This is a genomic window from Paraburkholderia sp. FW306-02-B, assembly GCF_058782725.1.
Map to the genome: position 1 here is coordinate 2,920,770 of NZ_JBYSXZ010000001.1, position 15,770 is coordinate 2,936,539.

The window sequence follows — 15,770 nt, forward strand, 5'->3', positions numbered from 1 at the left end:
TCGTCAGTGACACGGAAAGCCGAGCAGATGCCGGCCATCGTGGACGAACTCGTGCACGTACATGCCGGGCACGATGGATGTCGCACCCTCCTCCGCGCCAACGAAATACAGGATCAGCAGCATCAGAACACCACCGAAGACGATCCACGGCAGAAGCTCGCGCAAAGGAATCGGCGAGAGCGTGTCGACAGGTTGAAGAACAGCTTCGTTCATGAGAAACCTCGTAAATGGTTGTAGCTATACGGTGAATGGCTCAGGCATCGGAGGTCACGCGCCGCGCCGTGATGACCTTCGCGAGTTCGTCGCGCGACAGGACGCCGTGCGCTTCGACCACGTTCAACAGCGCCTCGAGAAAGCGCTCGTAGTAGTCCCAGCGCGGCTGGTTCTCGCAGTCGATCGCTTCCCACCGCGCAATCGACGCAATCAGGCTCCGGCGAAACTCTTCCCATTCGAAGCAGCCGGCTTTCGACAGCGACAGCGCGAGACCAAACACATCGCGCTCCCAGCAGTTGGTGAAAAACAGCTTGCCCTCCAGACGGGGCGGCGAATCGGGGGAACCGAGCATCGACGCCGCCGCGTATTCCTCGAAGCGCGTGAACATGGCCTTCCCCTCAGGCAGCGGGTGCTGCGACGAGCGCAACGCCCATCATCGATTCAGGTGTGACGAGCGCGGCGAGTTCTTCCTCGCTCATGTGCTCCGTATTCGCAGGCCGCTCAGGCACGACGAACCAGCGGATCTGCGCACTGCTGTCCCAGACCTTCACTTCTTTCGTCGGTGGCACAGTCACGCCGAACTCCGCCAGCACGGCACGCGGCTCGCGCACACCCCGCGCGCGGAACACAGGATCCTTGTACCAGTACGGCGGCAGTCCGAGCACGGGCCACGGATAGCACGAGCACAGCGTGCAAATGATCAGATTATGGACGGTCGCATCATTCGCGACGGCCGCCATGTGTTCTCCTTCCGCGCCGGCCATGCCGAGCGGAAGCGACAGTTCGGCGATCGCTTTCGGCGTGTCTTCGACTAGCCGCGTCCTGTACTCCGGATCGACCCATGCGCGCGCAACGATCTTCGCGCCGTTGAACGGGCCCGCCATCGTCTCGAAGTGCTTGAGTACGGCATCGACGGAATCGCTGCCGATGACGCCCTTTTCGATCAGCAATGCTTCGAGCGCGCGCACCTTGGCGGCGCTCGAAGCTTCACGGTCGTCGGGATATTCGAAAAGTTGGGACATGCTGGTCTCGTTTTGAGGTTAGTTGGCCGGCTGCACGTAGGCTTCGTACAGGTCGGCGTAGATGGTCGTGTTCGCTTCGCTCTTGCCTGCGCCCCAGATGTCGGCGGCATCGAACGCGATCCTGTAGACCGGCATCGGCTGACCGATGCGGTCCTCGCCCGTCGAAACGAAGTACGAGAACGCGCCCGGATAGACGAGATCGACCACGCCTGTCTTGTTGCGCAGATAACCGGGCAAACGCGTGTGATCGACGGCCGCAGGGTCTGCGATTCTCACCGTTTCGCCTTTGGCAAAGCGCGCAGCGCCTTCGAGCGCGTGATAGGCCGAATCTCCGTTTTGCAGGTAAGCGTCGATCTGTGCGGCGAGCTCCGCACCAGGTTTGTCAGGCAGCGCGGCGTCAGGATTGAACCGATAATGCGTGGTCTTGTCCGCGAGTTCTTCTGCGGTGATATAGCCCTGATCGACAAAGAATTGCGCGATGCCACCCAGCCACTTCTCGTAGTACCGGTACTTGACGTACTCGAACGGCTGCATGTCTTCCGCGCCCGTGCGCAGCGATGCCCACGTCCAGTCGTTTTTGAATGCGCTCGGCAGCTCGTCGACAGGATAGCGATGAAGCGCATTCGCGAGATGCGCGCTCTCGGCCATCATCACGGTATGGATGCCGAAGATGCGCTTCTCCCAGGGTTCAACGAAGACACGCGTCTCGGTGCTGACGGGGCCCAGATTCTCGATGCCGCCAAGATAATGCTGTAGTTTCACCATTCGCTCCGCGAAGTGGAAAAGTTGGATTTAGCCGAGACGGTGCTCGCGCTTGAACGCGAGCGCTTCGCCGACCACTTCCGACACGAAGCCGAAGACCGCGCCCGTCACGAGCGCCGCGGCCGCAACCAGCGCGGGATTGGCGATGCCGGTTGTGGTAATCGCCTTGCCCGTGGCCACCGTCGTACCGACCGTCGATGCAAAGCCCCAGACGATGGCGGGCAGTACGTCGAGCAATTTGATCTTCGACGCCTGCACCATCGCCGCGCTGCCAATGCCGACGAGGACGGCAACGGCAAGCGCGCTGCCGCTCGTCGTTGAAATGCATAGCAGCGTCAGCGACGCGATCACGAGCCCGGTCAGATTCGATGCGATGCTCTTGACGAAGCCGGCGCGTCCGCCGCCCAGTACGAAGAACGACGCCCACGCGATGAACGTCACCCACACGGGAACGGGAAACACCGTTCCCGTGAGCCACGTGTCGGCGACGGCGAGAACACCAATGCTCAGTGTGTAGGCCTCAGGCTTTTTCATTTGCGCGCTCCTTCAGGTAAGAGTTGATGAAAGATTCAATGCATGCAGCTCAAGAAGCCGTCTCGCATCCGCTCGGCATCGATGTTTCTGCCGATCATCACGAAGCGGTTCTCGCGCGGCTCGTTACGCGTCCATGCCCTTCCGAACTTCGCGTCGAGCAGCATGTGCACGCTGTGAAAATGAAGTCGCCGCTCTTCGTCGTGCATGTTGAGCACGCCCTTCATGCGAAGGAGTTGCTGCCCATGTGCCTGCACGAGCTGGTTGACCCATTGATTGAAACGGTGCGCGTCGATAGCTCCCGGCACGACGAACGCACATGAAGCGATGGTGTTGTCGTGTTCATGGTCGTGGCCCGATTCGTCGAGCAGATCGGGTTCGACTGCAAGGAGGTTGTCGAGCGAGAAACTGCGCACGCCGAGCAATGCATTCACGTCGACGGCCGAGTGATGCGTGAACTCGATCTGTGCTGTCGGATTGAGCTGGCGGATGCGTTCGACCAGCGCGCTCACCGCTGCGGGCGCAGCGACGTCTGTCTTGTTGACGACGATACGGTCGGCGAACACCACCTGCTCGCGCGCGATGTCGTCGCCCAATTGAGCGTCCGCGTGCAACGCATCGACGACGGCTACGACCGCCTCGAGCTCGATGTGCTCGCGCACGTCAGGGTCCGCGAGAAACGTCTGCAACACGGGCGCGGGATCGGCGAGCCCTGACGTTTCGACGATCAATCGTTCCAGCCGGTCGCCGAAACGCGCGAGCAGATTGCGCACGCTCGCGACAAGATCCGTGCGGACCGTGCAGCAAACACAGCCGTTGTTGATCTCGATGACGGCTTCTTCATCGGCGACAATCAACTGGCCGTCGATACCGACCTCGCCGAACTCGTTCACGACGATGCCGATTTGCATCGGTCGCGTGGAATCGAGGACGTGGTTGACGAGCGTTGTCTTGCCGGCGCCGAGAAAGCCGGTTACTACCGTCGTGGGGATTTTCCTGAGTCGCATGGCAGTCATCCTTGGCACCCGTCGTATCGGAGCGCAGATTGTCATCGGATGACTTTTAGCGACTTCCGGGCCGCATTTTCCCTGATGGCCGCGTTATGGGAATACTTGGCCTCGACATCGACAGTTAGTGGCCGTTTTGGTTTGGATCACCAAAAACGGACAGAATGGTGGCTTGTATCTGGCGCCCGAAGGCATGGCGGAAAGAACAGTTACGGCGCGCGCACGCTTGCAAACGGTGCAATTTGCGCCGCAATCCGGTGCGCACAGTAGATGTTGACGAGGACTCGCCGGTGCGCAGCACTCGCGCTAGCTCACGAACGGAAGCTTCGCATTGCGCGCGGCAGCAAGCATCGACAGTGTGATCTTGCGCACTTCCGGCCCCTTCTGAGGCCGACCTCCAGATAGTTCATGCTCCCGAGCGTAATGTCCGTCTGCGCGTAGCTCGCGCCCGCGGGTATCGCGTTGCCGCCCTTGTTGTCTTTCATCGGGCCTTTGAAGATCACGTACTGTCCGGCGCCAAACGCGTACCTGCCGCGCCGCGATTGTCGCCAGCATAAGAAATGGCGAACCTGGGGCGCCCAATCCGGTTGACCTATTCCTCGCATTGAGCACCGCTTGTGAGCACGGATCGGAACACTTCGGTGCTGCTACAGGAAGGTTTCTCCATTGAGTGAAACGCCTGGAGCCTGGACTTAGGGAACGGCGCAGCGCTCCAAAGCAACCCGGTTTCCATATTGCGCATTGGCCGCCGGGTCGCGCCGCAACGTCGATGAGCACTGAGCCAATGACGGTATTGTCACAAGACCCGAGCGGGGTTTGAACGGCGCACATACGCTTCATCGATCATGACGAGCTTGTGACCCATAAACGGTGCAGGTTTTTTCAGAAGCCAATAGTCCGTATGGTCGGCTCGTTCATTCGGTCTCTTTGCCAGGTAATCAATCTCGTCCACGGAGCGCCGCTCCGCGATGAAACGCGCAACCGCTGCCATCACCCCATGCACAGCACGGCCGCGCCCGTGACTCTTCCGTCACGCAGGTCGCTCAGCGCGCGATTCGCGTCGGCGAGTGCATAGCGGCTGGTTTCGATGTCGAGCGGAATCTCGCCGGCGAGTTGCATGAAAGCGTGCCCGTCGGCGCGCGTGAGGTTGGCCACCGAGCAGATGCGCCGTTCACCCCACAAAAAATCATACGGAAACGACGGGATATCGCTCATGTGGATCCCCCCGCATACGACGGTGCCGCCCTTGGCCACCGCCTTCAGCGCCGCCGGCACGAGCGCGCCGGCGGATGCGAAGATCAGCGCGGCATCGAGTTCGTCGGGTGCGCTCTCGTCGCTGCCGCCGGCCCAGCGGGCGCCGAGGCGCAGCGCAAGCTGCTGGGCGCGCGCATCGCCGTGGCGCGTGAATGCGTAGACCGAGCGCCTTTGGTGGCGCGCCACTTGCGCCACAATATGCGCGGCCGCGCCGAATCCGTAAATGCCGATCCGTTGCGCGTCGCCCGCCATGCTGAGCGTGCGATAGCCGATGAGCCCGGCGCACAGCAACGGCGCCGCCTCGACGTCGGAATAGCGCTCGGGCAAATGAAAGCAGTAGCGGCTGTCGGCGACGGTACGCTCCGCGTAGCCGCCGTCGATCGTGTAGCCCGTGAAGCCCGCTTCGTCGCACAGGTTCTCGCGGCCGCCGAGGCAATAGCGGCAGTGGCCGCAGGTGCGGCCTGTCCACGGTACGCCGACGCGATCGCCGAGCTGGAAGCCGGACACGCCCTCGCCCAGTGCGGCAACGGTTCCCACGATTTCGTGCCCCGGAATGAGGGGCTGTTTCGGATGCGCCAGTTCGCGGTCGACCACATGCAGGTCCGTGCGGCACACCCCGCATGCATGGATGTCGATCAGCAGTTGACCGGCCGACGGTTGCGGATCGGACACCTGCATGTCATGCAGTACTGCAGCGGTTCCGTCGAACACCATTGCATGCATGTCGTTCTCCTTTCCGTGGTGGTTGCGTGGTGGTTGCGTGGTCGTCGTGAATGCGGCGTTTGCCGTGCACCCGCGCGGGGATCGTGCATAGCCGTCATCGACTATCAATCCCACCGCGCGTCCCGCACCTGAATGAGCCCGCCCTCGACGCGAACCGGAAACGTCGCGACGTCCTCATAGGCCGGCGGCCCCAGAACCTTCCCCGTCCTGATGCAAAAGCTGGCCCCGTGACGCGGACAGACGACCACGTCGCCGTTCACCTCGCCGCCCGTAAGGATGCCGCCGTCGTGCGTGCAGACGTCTTCAATCGCATAGCAGACGCCGTCGAGATTGAACACGGCAACCTGTGCGCCGTCCACGTCGACCGTGCGGTGCGTACCGGGCGGCAGATCCTCGATGGCGGCGACTTCGACCCAGTCCGACACGTCAGAGCATCCCCAGTTGCAGGCGCGCGGCATCGGACATCCGGTCGCGCGACCACGGCGGATCCCACACCAGTTCGACATGCGCCTCGTTCACGCCGCTCACATAGAGCACCGCCTCCTCCACCGTCGCCGGGAAAGTCTGCGCGACCGGGCAGCCGGGCGCGGTGAGCGTCATGCGGATGTCGACGCGCCCCGCGTGAGCGTCGACATCGAGCCCGTAGACCAGGCCCAGGTCGAAGATGTTGACCGGAATCTCCGGGTCGTACACCGTGCGCAACGCGTCGATCACGCGTTCTTCCATACGTTCTGTCGTTGCGTCACTGCCGGGTTGTGCGGCCTCGACGCGCTTCAGCCAGTCGAATGTGCTCATCGTCTGCCTCACTCTGTTGACACGGGGCGATCCTCGCCTTGCAGCGCGGCATGCAGCGTATGCCACGCCAGCGTCGCGCATTTCACCCGCGCGGGAAATTCACGCACGCCGGACAGCGCGGCGAGCTTACCCAGATCCGGCGCGCCCACCGGTACCAGACCGGATGCCGTCACCATCTCGCGAAAGCGCCCGAACAGCGCTTGCGCCTCAGCTTCCGTTTTGCCTTTCAGCGCATCGGTCATCAGCGATGCCGACGCGGTGGCAATCGCACATCCCGAGCCCTCGAAGCTCACGTCCTTGACGATACCGTCCTCGATCTTCAGATACAGCGTCACCTTGTCGCCGCACAACGGGTTGTAGCCCTCCGCCTTGCGGTTCGCGCCGGCCAGCACGCCGTGATTGCGCGGCCGCCGGTAGTGATCGAAGATGACCTCCTGGTAGAGTTCGCTCAGATCGCTCATCGTCCGAATACCTCCCCGACATGGCCGAGTCCCTCGATCAGCGCATCGATATCGTCGCGCGTGTTGTAAAGGCCTAACGACGCACGCACGGTCGCCGGTACGCCGAAGCGCTGCATCACCGGCATCGCGCAGTGGTGGCCCGCACGCACGGCGACGCCGTGACGATCGAGAATCGTGCCGACATCGTGCGCATGCACGCCGTCGAGCACGAACGACAGAATGCTCGCTTTATCGCGCGCGGTACCGATTAGCGTCAAGCCCGGTATAGCCTGCAGTGCGTGCGTCGCATAAGCGAGCACGCTGGCCTCGTGCGCGGCGATGACTTCCATACCGATCCCGTCGACATAATCGAGCGCCGCGCCGAGCGCAATCGCGCCGGCAATGTTCGGCGTGCCCGCCTCGAACTTCCACGGAATCGCGTTGTATTCCGTCTTCTCGAACGTCACCGAGCGGATCATGTCGCCGCCGCCCTGCCATGGCGGCATCGCCTCGAGCAGCGCGGCCTTGGCGTACAGCACGCCGATTCCCGTCGGCCCGTACACCTTGTGTCCGGAAAACGCGTAAAAATCGCAGTCGAGCGCGCCCACGTCGACGGGCAGATGCGAGATCGCCTGTGCGCCGTCCAGCAACACCGGCACGCCCTTCGCGTGCGCCGCGGCAACGATGTGCTCGACCGGATTGATACTGCCGAGCGCATTGGCCAGATGCGTGATCGCGACCAGCCGCGTACGCTCGCTCAGCAGGCTTTCGTACGCATCGACAACGAGTGCGCCCGTATCGTCGATCGGCACGACTTTCAGCACCGCGCCCGTTTGCTCGCAGACGATCTGCCACGGCACGATGTTCGAATGATGTTCCATCGCGCTGATCAGGATTTCGTCGCCTGACTCGAGCCGCGGCCGCGCGTAGCTCTGGGCGACCAGATTGATCGCCTCGGTCGCGCCGCGCACGAACACGATCTCCTCCGGGCGCTCTGCATTGATGAAGCGTGCAATTTTCGCCCGTGCCGCCTCAAATGCATCGGTCGCGCGCAGCGACAGCAGATGCACGCCGCGGTGCACGTTGGCGTTGCCATGACGGTAAAAGGCGTTTTCCGCGTAGATAACCTCCGCGGGCTTTTGCGTCGTGGCGCCGTTGTCGAGATAGACCAGCGGCCGGCCATGCACGCGCTCGCCCAGAATCGGAAAATCAGCTCGCCAGTGCGCGACGTTGCGGGGATCCGGCGTCGGCATGGATTCAATCGGCTTCATAGCAACTCCCTGATGCGCGCCCCTTCCGGGGTACGCGCGAGCAGCACGTTTTCGAGCCGGCCGCGCAGCGAATCGATGCGCACACGTTCGACAACATCACGCGCAAATGCATAGGTCAGCAGCGCCCGCGCCATGCGCTCGTCGACGCCGCGCGCACGCAGATAGAACAACTGATCTTCGTCCAGTTGACCGACGGTCGCGCCGTGCGTGCATTTCACGTCGTCGGCATAGATCTCGAGCTGTGGCTTCGTGTCGATTTCAGCGTCGCGCGACAGCAGCAGGTTGTGATTCGCCTGATGGGCGTCGGTTTGCTGCGCATCGGGATGCACGATGACGCGCCCGTTGAAGACGCCGTGCGCGGCGCCGTCGAGCACGCCGCGGTAATACTCGCGGCTCGTGCCGTGCACGTCGGCGTGGTCGATGCGGGTGTGATGATCGACGTGCTGCCGGCCGCCGACGAAATAGAGACCGTTCAGCGTGGCTTGCGCGTTGGCGGCGTTCAGAGCGGTGCCGATGCCCGTGCGCGACAGCGCGCCGCCGAACGCGAACGCATGCGATGCGAAACAGCTGGCGCGTTGCTGGGCGACGACGACCGACGCGATATGAAAAGCCCTGGGGCCTTCCTGCTGCAACCGGTAGTGCTGCACATCCGCCTGTTCGTCCTCGACGATGCGAGTGACCGCATTGGTCCAATACGCGTCGTCGCCTAATCCGACGAAGTGCTCGACGATCGTGCAGCCCGAGCGTGCGCCCGCCAGCACGACATTGAAAGGCTGCACGGCCAGACCGGGCTCGTCGCTCAGGAACAGCATGTGCAACGGCTGATCGATAACTTCGCCTGGCGGCAGCACGACGGCAAAGCCGTCCGCCATGAACGCCGTATTCAACGCCGCAAAACCGTCGGCATAGGTCTTTGACGCGATCGCCGCTTCAAGCCGTTGCGGCATTTCTCGCAACGCCCGCGCGAGCGAACCCACGAATACGCCATGCGGCAAGCCATTCAGTTTCGACCGCCGCGGCACGTAGTGACCATTGACGAATACCAGCCGATGGCCCGCCGGGTCCAGCACGAGTTCATCGACGATACGACGCATCTCGCTGTCGTCGATATGGCCGGTGCTGCCGGTCCGCTGTGGCGCGAAATGCCAGTCATGCCTGCCGATCGCCGACACGTCCGTGTATTTCCAGTCCTCCTGACGTGTGCTCGGCAAGCCGAGCACGTCGAACTGCTCGAAGGCGCCGCGGCGAGCGGCACGCAGCCACGGCAACTCCGCGCCGGGCAAGGTTCTGGCGACGTGTCTGAAAGCGTGGTGGAAAGGGTCGATCGACTTGTCTTTCATCAAAGCCCCGCACTTGCTCCAAAGGCCGGATGCACCGTCTCATTCTCGATCCAGCCATAGCCCTTGCGCTCCAACTCGACGGCCAGTTCACGCGAGCCCGACTTCACGATGCGGCCGTTCGCCAGCACGTGCACGCGGTCCGGCACGACGTAATCCAGCAGCCGTTGATAGTGCGTGACCAGCACGATCGCCCGTTCGGGCGCGCGCATGCTGTTGACGCCGCGCGCGACGATCTGCAAGGCGTCGATATCGAGTCCGGAATCCGTTTCGTCGAGAATCGCGAGCCGGGGTTCCAGCACCACCATCTGCAATATCTCGTTGCGCTTCTTCTCTCCGCCGGAGAATCCTTCGTTGACCGCGCGATACAACAGCGTCTCGTCCATCTGCATCAGTTTCATTCTGGCCTTGACCAGTTGCAGAAACTCCATCGCGTCGAGTTCGGGCTCGCCACGATGCCGGCGCTGCGCGTTCAAAGCGGCTTTCAGCAGATAAATGTTGCTCACACCGGGTATCTCGACGGGATACTGGAACGCGAGAAAGAGTCCCTCGCGCGCGCGTTCTTCGGGAGCGAGCGCCAGCAGATCATGCTCAAGGTACGAGACCGTGCCGCCCGTGACGACCAGGTCCTCGCGCCCCGCCAGCACGTGAGCGAGCGTGCTCTTGCCGGAGCCGTTCGGCCCCATGATCGCGTGCACCTCGCCGGCCTTCACGCTCAGATCGATGCCGTGCAGAATCTGCTTACCGTTGACTTCGACCTGCAGGTTGCTGATTTCAAGCATGGTTCGTCTACCTCACGAATCGCCGTGGATAAATAGGTAAGAATTAGCCCACACTGCCTTCCAGACTGACGCCAAGCAGCTTCTGCGCCTCGACTGCGAATTCCATCGGCAGTTCCTTGAAAACTTCCTTGCAGAAGCCGTTGACGATCATCGACACCGCATCTTCAGGAGACAAGCCCCGCTGCCGGCAATAGAACATCTGGTCTTCGCCGATGCGCGATGTCGATGCTTCATGCTCGACTTTCGCGGTCGGGTTTCTGACTTCGATATACGGAAACGTATGGGCGCTGCACCGCGCACCGAGCAACAGCGAATCGCACTGCGTGTAATTGCGTGCGCCCTCCGCCGCGCGGCCGATCTTCACGAGCCCGCGATACGCGTTCTTGCCGCGGCCCGCCGAAATGCCCTTCGACAGGATCGTGCTGCGCGTATTGCGGCCGAGGTGAATCATCTTCGTGCCGGTGTCGGCCTGTTGATAGTGATTGGTCAGCGCGACCGAGTGGAATTCGCCGATCGAGTTATCGCCTCGCAGAATCACACTCGGGTACTTCCATGTGATCGCCGAGCCGGTTTCCACCTGAGTCCAGGAAATCTTCGAATTCGCCTCGCGGCAGTCGCCACGCTTGGTCACGAAGTTGTAGATGCCGCCCTTGCCCGACGCATCGCCCGGATACCAGTTCTGCACGGTCGAATAGCGAATCTGTGCGCCTTCCAGCGCGATCAGCTCGACGACAGCCGCATGCAGCTGATTTTCGTCGCGCATCGGCGCCGTACAGCCTTCCAGATAGCTCACGTACGCGCCTTGATCCGCGATGATCAGCGTGCGCTCGAACTGGCCGGTGTTTTGCGCGTTGATGCGGAAGTAGGTCGACAGTTCCATCGGGCAGCGCACGCCCGGCGGGATGTAGCAGAACGAGCCGTCGCTGAACACGGCGGAATTCAGCGTGGCGAAGAAATTGTCGGTGTACGGCACGACCGAGCCGAGATACTTCCGCACCAGCTCGGGGTGATGCTGCACGGCATCCGAGAACGAACAGAACACGATGCCGAGTTCCGCGAGCTTTTCGCGGAACGTGGTGGCCACCGAGACGCTGTCGAATACGGCATCCACCGCCACGCCCGCCAGAAGTTCGCGTTCGGCCAGCGGCACGCCCAGTTTCTCGTAAGTACGCAGCAGCGCCGGATCGACCTCATCGAGGCTCTTCGGACCGTTCTTCTGCGTCATCGGCGCGGAATAGTAAACGATGCGCTGATAGTCGATCGGCGGATGCTGGATCGTCGCCCAACGCGGCTCGGTCATGGTGAGCCAGTGCCGATAGGCTGTCAGCCGCCATTCGAGCATGAACGCCGGCTCGTTTTTCTTCGTGGAGATGAGCCGGATCACGTCCTCGCTCAATCCGCACGGCAACGCGTCGGCCATCAGTTCGGTGACGAAACCATGCTGGTATTCGCGACCGATCAGTTCGTCGAAGCTGTTTGTGGATGCGCTCATGCGTGACCTCCGTCAATCGTCCCATTAGTCGCTCCATCAATCGTCTTGCGCGCCGCGGGTGCCGCACGCGCGCGTTGGCTGGGGATGCTGCGCGCGCGAATCGCGCTGATATCCACGATGCGCAAGGTCGGCCCCGCCATATCTGCCATCGTGACCTGCTGCAACGCCTCGTAGATCAGGCGGTTGACCTTCAGCCAGTTGGCACGCGCCGCACACGCCGCCTCCTGAATACAGAGGCCGGGCAGCGTGCTGCATTCGGTCATGCCGATGGGCCCGTCGACAGCGGCGATCACCTGGGCCAGCGTGATCCGCTGCGGCGGCCGCGGCAGCAGATAACCGCCGTTCACACCGCGCAGCGACACCACCACGCCACCCCGCGTCAACACCTTCAGCACCTTTGACACGGTGGGCATCGCGATGCCCGTCGCCGCCGCGATACTGCTCGCGCTATGGACGGCGTCGGGATCGCGCGCCATTGCGGTCATGATCACCGTGCCGTAATCCGCCAGTTTGGTCATGCGCAGCATCTGGAATCCCTCCTTCACAACCAGGACCCGATCAGTCCGGATTACGCCCGCACTTATTGCGGATGGCGAACTGGCCGGCCGATGCCGGTTTCGCCTCTCGTCCGCACGGGAAGTGCCGCCGTCGACCCCGCAGGTTCTTATCGTTTTTAGCTGGCGGTCGTGCCGCGAATCAGTGGCGACTCCTATTCAGTGTAGGCCGATATGTATAACCCTGGCGTCGCTCGGGTCTTGTGCGCGCGGGGTCCCGGAGCGCACGCCTCCTGCAAGGCAAAGCGTGTCGTTGAACGTGATAAGCGCTACGATCAGAAGCGCGCGCCGAGTTGCTGGAAGCGCGGACTTTTTCCAGTCGAAACGCGGGTGGCGCGCGTGCTGCTTCTGGTTCGGGAATGAATGCGTACCGTGGAAGGAGGTCACGATGCAACATGGGAACGCTATTGAATATGGCGGTTGCCTCATCCACCCGGTTGTGACCGTATCGAAGGGTGGACGATTTGCCGGCGCCGCGACCATTGTCGATCGGGACGGAGAAGAACGTACGGTCGGGGTCGATGGCGATTTCGGACAGGCTCAGGAGGCGATGGATCAGGCAATCGAACTGGCGATCGCCTGGATTCATCGACGACGCGTGGTCTCTGACCACTATGTACGCGGGGGATAACTGACTGGACGGCGAATCGTGCCGTGCACAAATTGCAATGCAGTGTAAAAATTTGCGGCGTGCGTGTCGCCTCTTCCACAAGAAATCTGACCGCCGCACGCCGCCTCGCCTATTCCTCTGCAGAAACCGCACAGGACCCGAATCACAGTCCCGAAACACGTTGCATCTGGTGGTTCCGGCGGTTTTGGCGGTATCCATCGCGGCACAGCGAACGATCTGTTGTTCCGCATACCTGACTGTTCACCACGCACGCGTGCATCATGGTGCGTCCGGGAGAGACCCGTCGAGAAGCTTATGAATCGCCCCTATCAGTCGTGCTATCGGGGCAGGCTTCAACAGGAGCACGTCCCATAGCGGCTCCTGCGAATGAGGCGGCAGCGCGGCCGACAGCATGATCACCGGAATGCCGGCCGTCGCACTGTCACCCTTCAACCGCCGGCACAGTTCAACGCCATCGACGTGCGGCATCATCCAGTCGGTCACAATCAGACTGGGGTTCTCGATCACGGCGACGGCCTGTGCCGCCTCGCCATTCTGCGCCGTCAGCACGCGATATCCCTCACGCTCCACCAGTAGTCGCAGGGGGCGCAGAATATTCGGATCGTCATCAACTAGAAGTACCGTCGGCAATTCAGGTACCGCGCGTTCAAGTCAAAAGGGCAGCAAGCCGATGGCGCAATAAGCGTACCCGACAGGCATTCCGGCATCGCGCGTGGCAGCATGGCCAACTCTTCGTGTCGCGAGGACTACAATTCAGTCTGCACGGCGTCCCTTGCGCGTGCATCCCAATACAAATTTCGCCTTGGAGGCCATATGGCCGGACCGTCTGCGCAATCCGCGGCGGACCGCGCGCGGCGCGCGGGCACCCTGGTCACCCCAGCGCTTGGCACGCGAGCGCATCGACCGCCCGACTTCGCTGCTGAAAGCGAGTCGATGCATCGTCTGGCGCAGGCGCTGACCTCCTCGGATGGCGCCATGCTGCAGACGCTCTCGGACATGGCACTCGATCTATGCGAGGCCGGCAGCGCGGGCATCGGCTTGCTGGAACCCGGCACCGGCGGCGCTCCTGTTTTCAGATGGGTCGCCGTTTCGGGTCAGTGCGTTGCCGCCGTAGGCACCACAACTCCCAATGAAGACAGCCCGAGCGGCATTGCGCTCAAACTGGCTGCGGGGCAACTGTTCTCGTTTCCCCAACGCCACTATGCCTGTCTGGAACACGTTGTCCCCGAAATTATCGAAGAACTGGACGTCCCGATTCCAGGCGAACCGGAACCATGGGGCACCGTGTGGGTGATGTCTCACGACAACGCGCATCTTTTTGACTCCGAGGACCTCAGGATCCTGACCCGCCTCGCGAACTTCACCTGCGCGGCGCTCACCATCACACGCGCGAAAGCTGAAGCGGAAGCCCGCGCGGCCGAAGCGGAGGCGGCAAGGAACGCGCTTGCGCTAGCCGAAGCACGCAAGGACGACTTCATTGCGACCCTGAGCCATGAACTGCGCAATCCGATTGCCCCTATCGACAGCGCGCTGAGGGCCGCGCGACGGCTCGCGACGGACAATCCCGCCGTACTGTCCGCGTTGGGCATCGCCGACAGGCAAATGCGGATACTCAAACGGCTCGTCAGCGACCTGCTCGACGCGTCCCGGATAAGGCACGGCAAACTTTCCGTGCGTCCCTCGTATGGGTTGCTCCAGGACATCGTGGCGGACGCGGTGACGGCGCTGAAGGCCGACGTCAACAATGACCGGCACCGGCTGCACATCACTGTTCCACCGTATTCGGTTACCGTTCACGCGGACCCCGCCCGTCTCACGCAGGTTGTGTCGAATCTGCTGTCGAATGCGGCGAAATACACGCCTCCCGGCGGCGACATCACGTTGCTGGTAGAGGCGCCGGACCTCGGCACTGCCCCGATAGACGATTCGTCGCGCGATACCGCGATCATCAAGGTCAAGGACAATGGTGCGGGCATTTCGGCGTCGCTCCTGCCGCACGTCTTTGACATGTTTGCCCAGTCGGCGTCGGCACGCCGGCTTGCTGAAGGTGGACTCGGCATTGGTCTCGCGGTCGTGAAGCATCTGGTGGCGGCACACAACGGCACCGTCACGATTGCAAGCGCGGGTGAAGGCCAAGGGACGGAAGTCAGCCTGCGACTCCCGATTGTCTGCGAAAACACGGGCAAGGCCAGCATGACCCCGAGGCGCACGATGGCGCCGATGCGCATCCTCCTCGTAGATGACAACGCGGACGCGACGGAGGCGCTGGGTACGTTGCTGGAACTCGACGGGCACGAGGTGAAACGGGCAGAAAGCGGACCCGACGCGCTTCGGATCGTGGAGTCATGTACGCCGGACGTTGCCCTGATCGATATCACAATGCCCGGCATGGACGGCCTCGAGCTTGCACAATTGCTTCGCCTGCGCGCGCAGTGCTGCCAGACGAAGCTGGTGGCATTGACCGGTTATACCGAAGGCGCCAGTCGCCTCGCGGCGGGCGCTGGCGTATTTGACTGCCATCTCACCAAGCCGCTGTCGCTCGACGATCTCGCCGATGCGCTGTTGCGCCTCGAGCGTCCATGAAGCACGCGGCCAGTGGTCAGAAGTATTGACCGCGAAGCAAAAACCTTAGCGAACGCCGCTGTTATATCCGCCTGCGCGAGGCACCGCCAACCGGAATCCCACGACTGGCACCTCTATCGCATACGCGCGACTTAGTCGCCAAAGTGACTGGATTACTCCGCGCTAATCCGGAATACATATTACAAATAGCGAACACCTCAACAAACGCAATCAATACAATAATTACATTCGCCCGACATCTTGCATGCATCAAGATTCGTGACGCAATTCACGCCAGGTATTAATACGGATAAACGCCGGTTCATTCATGCAAGCGCTTAACACTCGGCGTACACTCGCTCGAAATCCAAGCTACGGGGCATACAGGACTGCG

General features: G+C 62.2%; 19 protein-coding genes. 2 read left to right on the forward strand and 17 right to left on the reverse strand.

The window, feature by feature from the left end:
• Positions 1-3: 3 nt before the first annotated feature.
• From AC3WOG_RS12985 to AC3WOG_RS13060, 16 genes are all read right to left on the reverse strand, one after another.
• Positions 4-213, reverse strand: a complete 210-nt coding sequence (locus AC3WOG_RS12985) for a CbtB domain-containing protein (protein ID WP_492578369.1) — start codon at positions 211-213, stop codon at positions 4-6.
• Positions 214-253: 40 nt separating this feature from the next.
• The gene (locus AC3WOG_RS12990; protein WP_492578370.1) at positions 254-601 is read right to left on the reverse strand and encodes a nitrile hydratase accessory protein; all 348 of its coding nucleotides are present in this window, start codon (positions 599-601) and stop codon (positions 254-256) included.
• A 10-nt stretch (positions 602-611) separates the two neighbouring features.
• Positions 612-1,235 carry a nitrile hydratase subunit alpha gene (gene nthA / locus AC3WOG_RS12995; protein ID WP_492578371.1) on the reverse strand — a complete coding sequence of 208 codons (624 nt, stop codon included), beginning with the start codon at positions 1,233-1,235 and terminating at the stop codon, positions 612-614.
• An 18-nt stretch (positions 1,236-1,253) separates the two neighbouring features.
• A complete protein-coding gene (gene nthB, locus AC3WOG_RS13000; protein WP_492578372.1) occupies positions 1,254-2,000 on the reverse strand; it encodes a nitrile hydratase subunit beta in 747 nt (248 codons plus the stop codon).
• A gap of 27 nt (positions 2,001-2,027) precedes the next feature.
• A complete protein-coding gene (locus tag AC3WOG_RS13005) occupies positions 2,028-2,531 on the reverse strand; it encodes a DUF1097 domain-containing protein (RefSeq protein ID WP_492578373.1) in 504 nt (167 codons plus the stop codon).
• A 35-nt stretch (positions 2,532-2,566) separates the two neighbouring features.
• Positions 2,567-3,535, reverse strand: coding sequence for a CobW family GTP-binding protein (locus tag AC3WOG_RS13010; protein ID WP_492578374.1), 969 nt, complete (start codon positions 3,533-3,535; stop codon positions 2,567-2,569).
• Between the two features lie 796 nt (positions 3,536-4,331).
• A complete protein-coding gene (locus AC3WOG_RS13015) occupies positions 4,332-4,487 on the reverse strand; it encodes a hypothetical protein (RefSeq protein WP_492578375.1) in 156 nt (51 codons plus the stop codon).
• A 38-nt stretch (positions 4,488-4,525) separates the two neighbouring features.
• Entirely contained in the window at positions 4,526-5,512 is a 987-nt protein-coding gene (locus AC3WOG_RS13020; RefSeq protein WP_492578376.1) for a zinc-dependent alcohol dehydrogenase family protein, read from the reverse strand.
• A 104-nt stretch (positions 5,513-5,616) separates the two neighbouring features.
• Entirely contained in the window at positions 5,617-5,937 is a 321-nt protein-coding gene (locus tag AC3WOG_RS13025; protein WP_492578377.1) for a Rieske (2Fe-2S) protein, read from the reverse strand.
• A 1-nt stretch (position 5,938) separates the two neighbouring features.
• The gene (locus tag AC3WOG_RS13030; RefSeq protein ID WP_492578378.1) at positions 5,939-6,307 is read right to left on the reverse strand and encodes an SUF system Fe-S cluster assembly protein; all 369 of its coding nucleotides are present in this window, start codon (positions 6,305-6,307) and stop codon (positions 5,939-5,941) included.
• 8 nt (positions 6,308-6,315) lie between these two features.
• Positions 6,316-6,768, reverse strand: coding sequence for a Fe-S cluster assembly sulfur transfer protein SufU (sufU, locus tag AC3WOG_RS13035; RefSeq protein WP_492578379.1), 453 nt, complete (start codon positions 6,766-6,768; stop codon positions 6,316-6,318).
• On the reverse strand, positions 6,765-8,018 hold the full coding sequence (locus AC3WOG_RS13040; RefSeq protein ID WP_492578380.1) for a SufS family cysteine desulfurase: 1,254 nt from the start codon (positions 8,016-8,018) through the stop codon (positions 6,765-6,767). Before AC3WOG_RS13040 ends, sufU begins: the two co-directional genes overlap by 4 nt.
• The gene (gene sufD, locus AC3WOG_RS13045; RefSeq protein WP_492578381.1) at positions 8,015-9,358 is read right to left on the reverse strand and encodes a Fe-S cluster assembly protein SufD; all 1,344 of its coding nucleotides are present in this window, start codon (positions 9,356-9,358) and stop codon (positions 8,015-8,017) included. Before sufD ends, AC3WOG_RS13040 begins: the two co-directional genes overlap by 4 nt.
• Positions 9,358-10,137, reverse strand: coding sequence for a Fe-S cluster assembly ATPase SufC (gene sufC / locus AC3WOG_RS13050; protein WP_492578382.1), 780 nt, complete (start codon positions 10,135-10,137; stop codon positions 9,358-9,360). Before sufC ends, sufD begins: the two co-directional genes overlap by 1 nt.
• Before the next feature lie 43 nt (positions 10,138-10,180).
• Positions 10,181-11,629 carry a Fe-S cluster assembly protein SufB gene (gene sufB / locus AC3WOG_RS13055; RefSeq protein WP_492578383.1) on the reverse strand — a complete coding sequence of 483 codons (1,449 nt, stop codon included), beginning with the start codon at positions 11,627-11,629 and terminating at the stop codon, positions 10,181-10,183.
• Positions 11,626-12,156, reverse strand: a complete 531-nt coding sequence (locus tag AC3WOG_RS13060; protein WP_492578384.1) for an SUF system Fe-S cluster assembly regulator — start codon at positions 12,154-12,156, stop codon at positions 11,626-11,628. The genes sufB and AC3WOG_RS13060 overlap by 4 nt, the downstream gene beginning before the upstream one ends.
• Before the next feature lie 415 nt (positions 12,157-12,571).
• Here AC3WOG_RS13060 and AC3WOG_RS13065 point away from each other — a divergent pair, with 415 nt between their 5' ends.
• A complete protein-coding gene (locus tag AC3WOG_RS13065; RefSeq protein WP_492578385.1) occupies positions 12,572-12,814 on the forward strand; it encodes a hypothetical protein in 243 nt (80 codons plus the stop codon).
• Between the two features lie 258 nt (positions 12,815-13,072).
• Here the strand turns inward: AC3WOG_RS13065 and AC3WOG_RS13070 are convergent, their stop codons facing one another.
• Positions 13,073-13,444, reverse strand: a complete 372-nt coding sequence (locus AC3WOG_RS13070; RefSeq protein ID WP_492578386.1) for a response regulator — start codon at positions 13,442-13,444, stop codon at positions 13,073-13,075.
• A gap of 183 nt (positions 13,445-13,627) precedes the next feature.
• On the opposite strand from AC3WOG_RS13070, the gene AC3WOG_RS13075 reads away from it, so the two are divergent.
• Complete coding sequence (locus tag AC3WOG_RS13075; protein ID WP_492578387.1) at positions 13,628-15,397, forward strand: hybrid sensor histidine kinase/response regulator; 1,770 nt, start codon at positions 13,628-13,630, stop codon at positions 15,395-15,397.
• The last annotated feature ends 373 nt before the right edge of the window (positions 15,398-15,770 follow it).

What these genes read in the sequence shown, in the direction of transcription:
- AC3WOG_RS13065 (WP_492578385.1), top strand. Translation starts at nt 12,572, where the DNA reads ATGCAACATGGGAACGCTATTGAATATGGCGGTTGCCTCATCCACCCG.
- sufU (WP_492578379.1), bottom strand. Translation starts at nt 6,768, where the DNA reads ATGAGCGATCTGAGCGAACTCTACCAGGAGGTCATCTTCGATCACTAC.
- nthA (WP_492578371.1), bottom strand. Translation starts at nt 1,235, where the DNA reads ATGTCCCAACTTTTCGAATATCCCGACGACCGTGAAGCTTCGAGCGCC.
- AC3WOG_RS12990 (WP_492578370.1), bottom strand. Translation starts at nt 601, where the DNA reads ATGTTCACGCGCTTCGAGGAATACGCGGCGGCGTCGATGCTCGGTTCC.
- AC3WOG_RS13075 (WP_492578387.1), top strand. Translation starts at nt 13,628, where the DNA reads ATGGCCGGACCGTCTGCGCAATCCGCGGCGGACCGCGCGCGGCGCGCG.
- AC3WOG_RS13005 (WP_492578373.1), bottom strand. Translation starts at nt 2,531, where the DNA reads ATGAAAAAGCCTGAGGCCTACACACTGAGCATTGGTGTTCTCGCCGTC.
- sufC (WP_492578382.1), bottom strand. Translation starts at nt 10,137, where the DNA reads ATGCTTGAAATCAGCAACCTGCAGGTCGAAGTCAACGGTAAGCAGATT.
- sufD (WP_492578381.1), bottom strand. Translation starts at nt 9,358, where the DNA reads ATGAAAGACAAGTCGATCGACCCTTTCCACCACGCTTTCAGACACGTC.
- sufB (WP_492578383.1), bottom strand. Translation starts at nt 11,629, where the DNA reads ATGAGCGCATCCACAAACAGCTTCGACGAACTGATCGGTCGCGAATAC.
- AC3WOG_RS13030 (WP_492578378.1), bottom strand. Translation starts at nt 6,307, where the DNA reads ATGAGCACATTCGACTGGCTGAAGCGCGTCGAGGCCGCACAACCCGGC.
- AC3WOG_RS13020 (WP_492578376.1), bottom strand. Translation starts at nt 5,512, where the DNA reads ATGCATGCAATGGTGTTCGACGGAACCGCTGCAGTACTGCATGACATG.
- nthB (WP_492578372.1), bottom strand. Translation starts at nt 2,000, where the DNA reads ATGGTGAAACTACAGCATTATCTTGGCGGCATCGAGAATCTGGGCCCC.
- AC3WOG_RS12985 (WP_492578369.1), bottom strand. Translation starts at nt 213, where the DNA reads ATGAACGAAGCTGTTCTTCAACCTGTCGACACGCTCTCGCCGATTCCT.
- AC3WOG_RS13010 (WP_492578374.1), bottom strand. Translation starts at nt 3,535, where the DNA reads ATGCGACTCAGGAAAATCCCCACGACGGTAGTAACCGGCTTTCTCGGC.
- AC3WOG_RS13060 (WP_492578384.1), bottom strand. Translation starts at nt 12,156, where the DNA reads ATGCTGCGCATGACCAAACTGGCGGATTACGGCACGGTGATCATGACC.
- AC3WOG_RS13040 (WP_492578380.1), bottom strand. Translation starts at nt 8,018, where the DNA reads ATGAAGCCGATTGAATCCATGCCGACGCCGGATCCCCGCAACGTCGCG.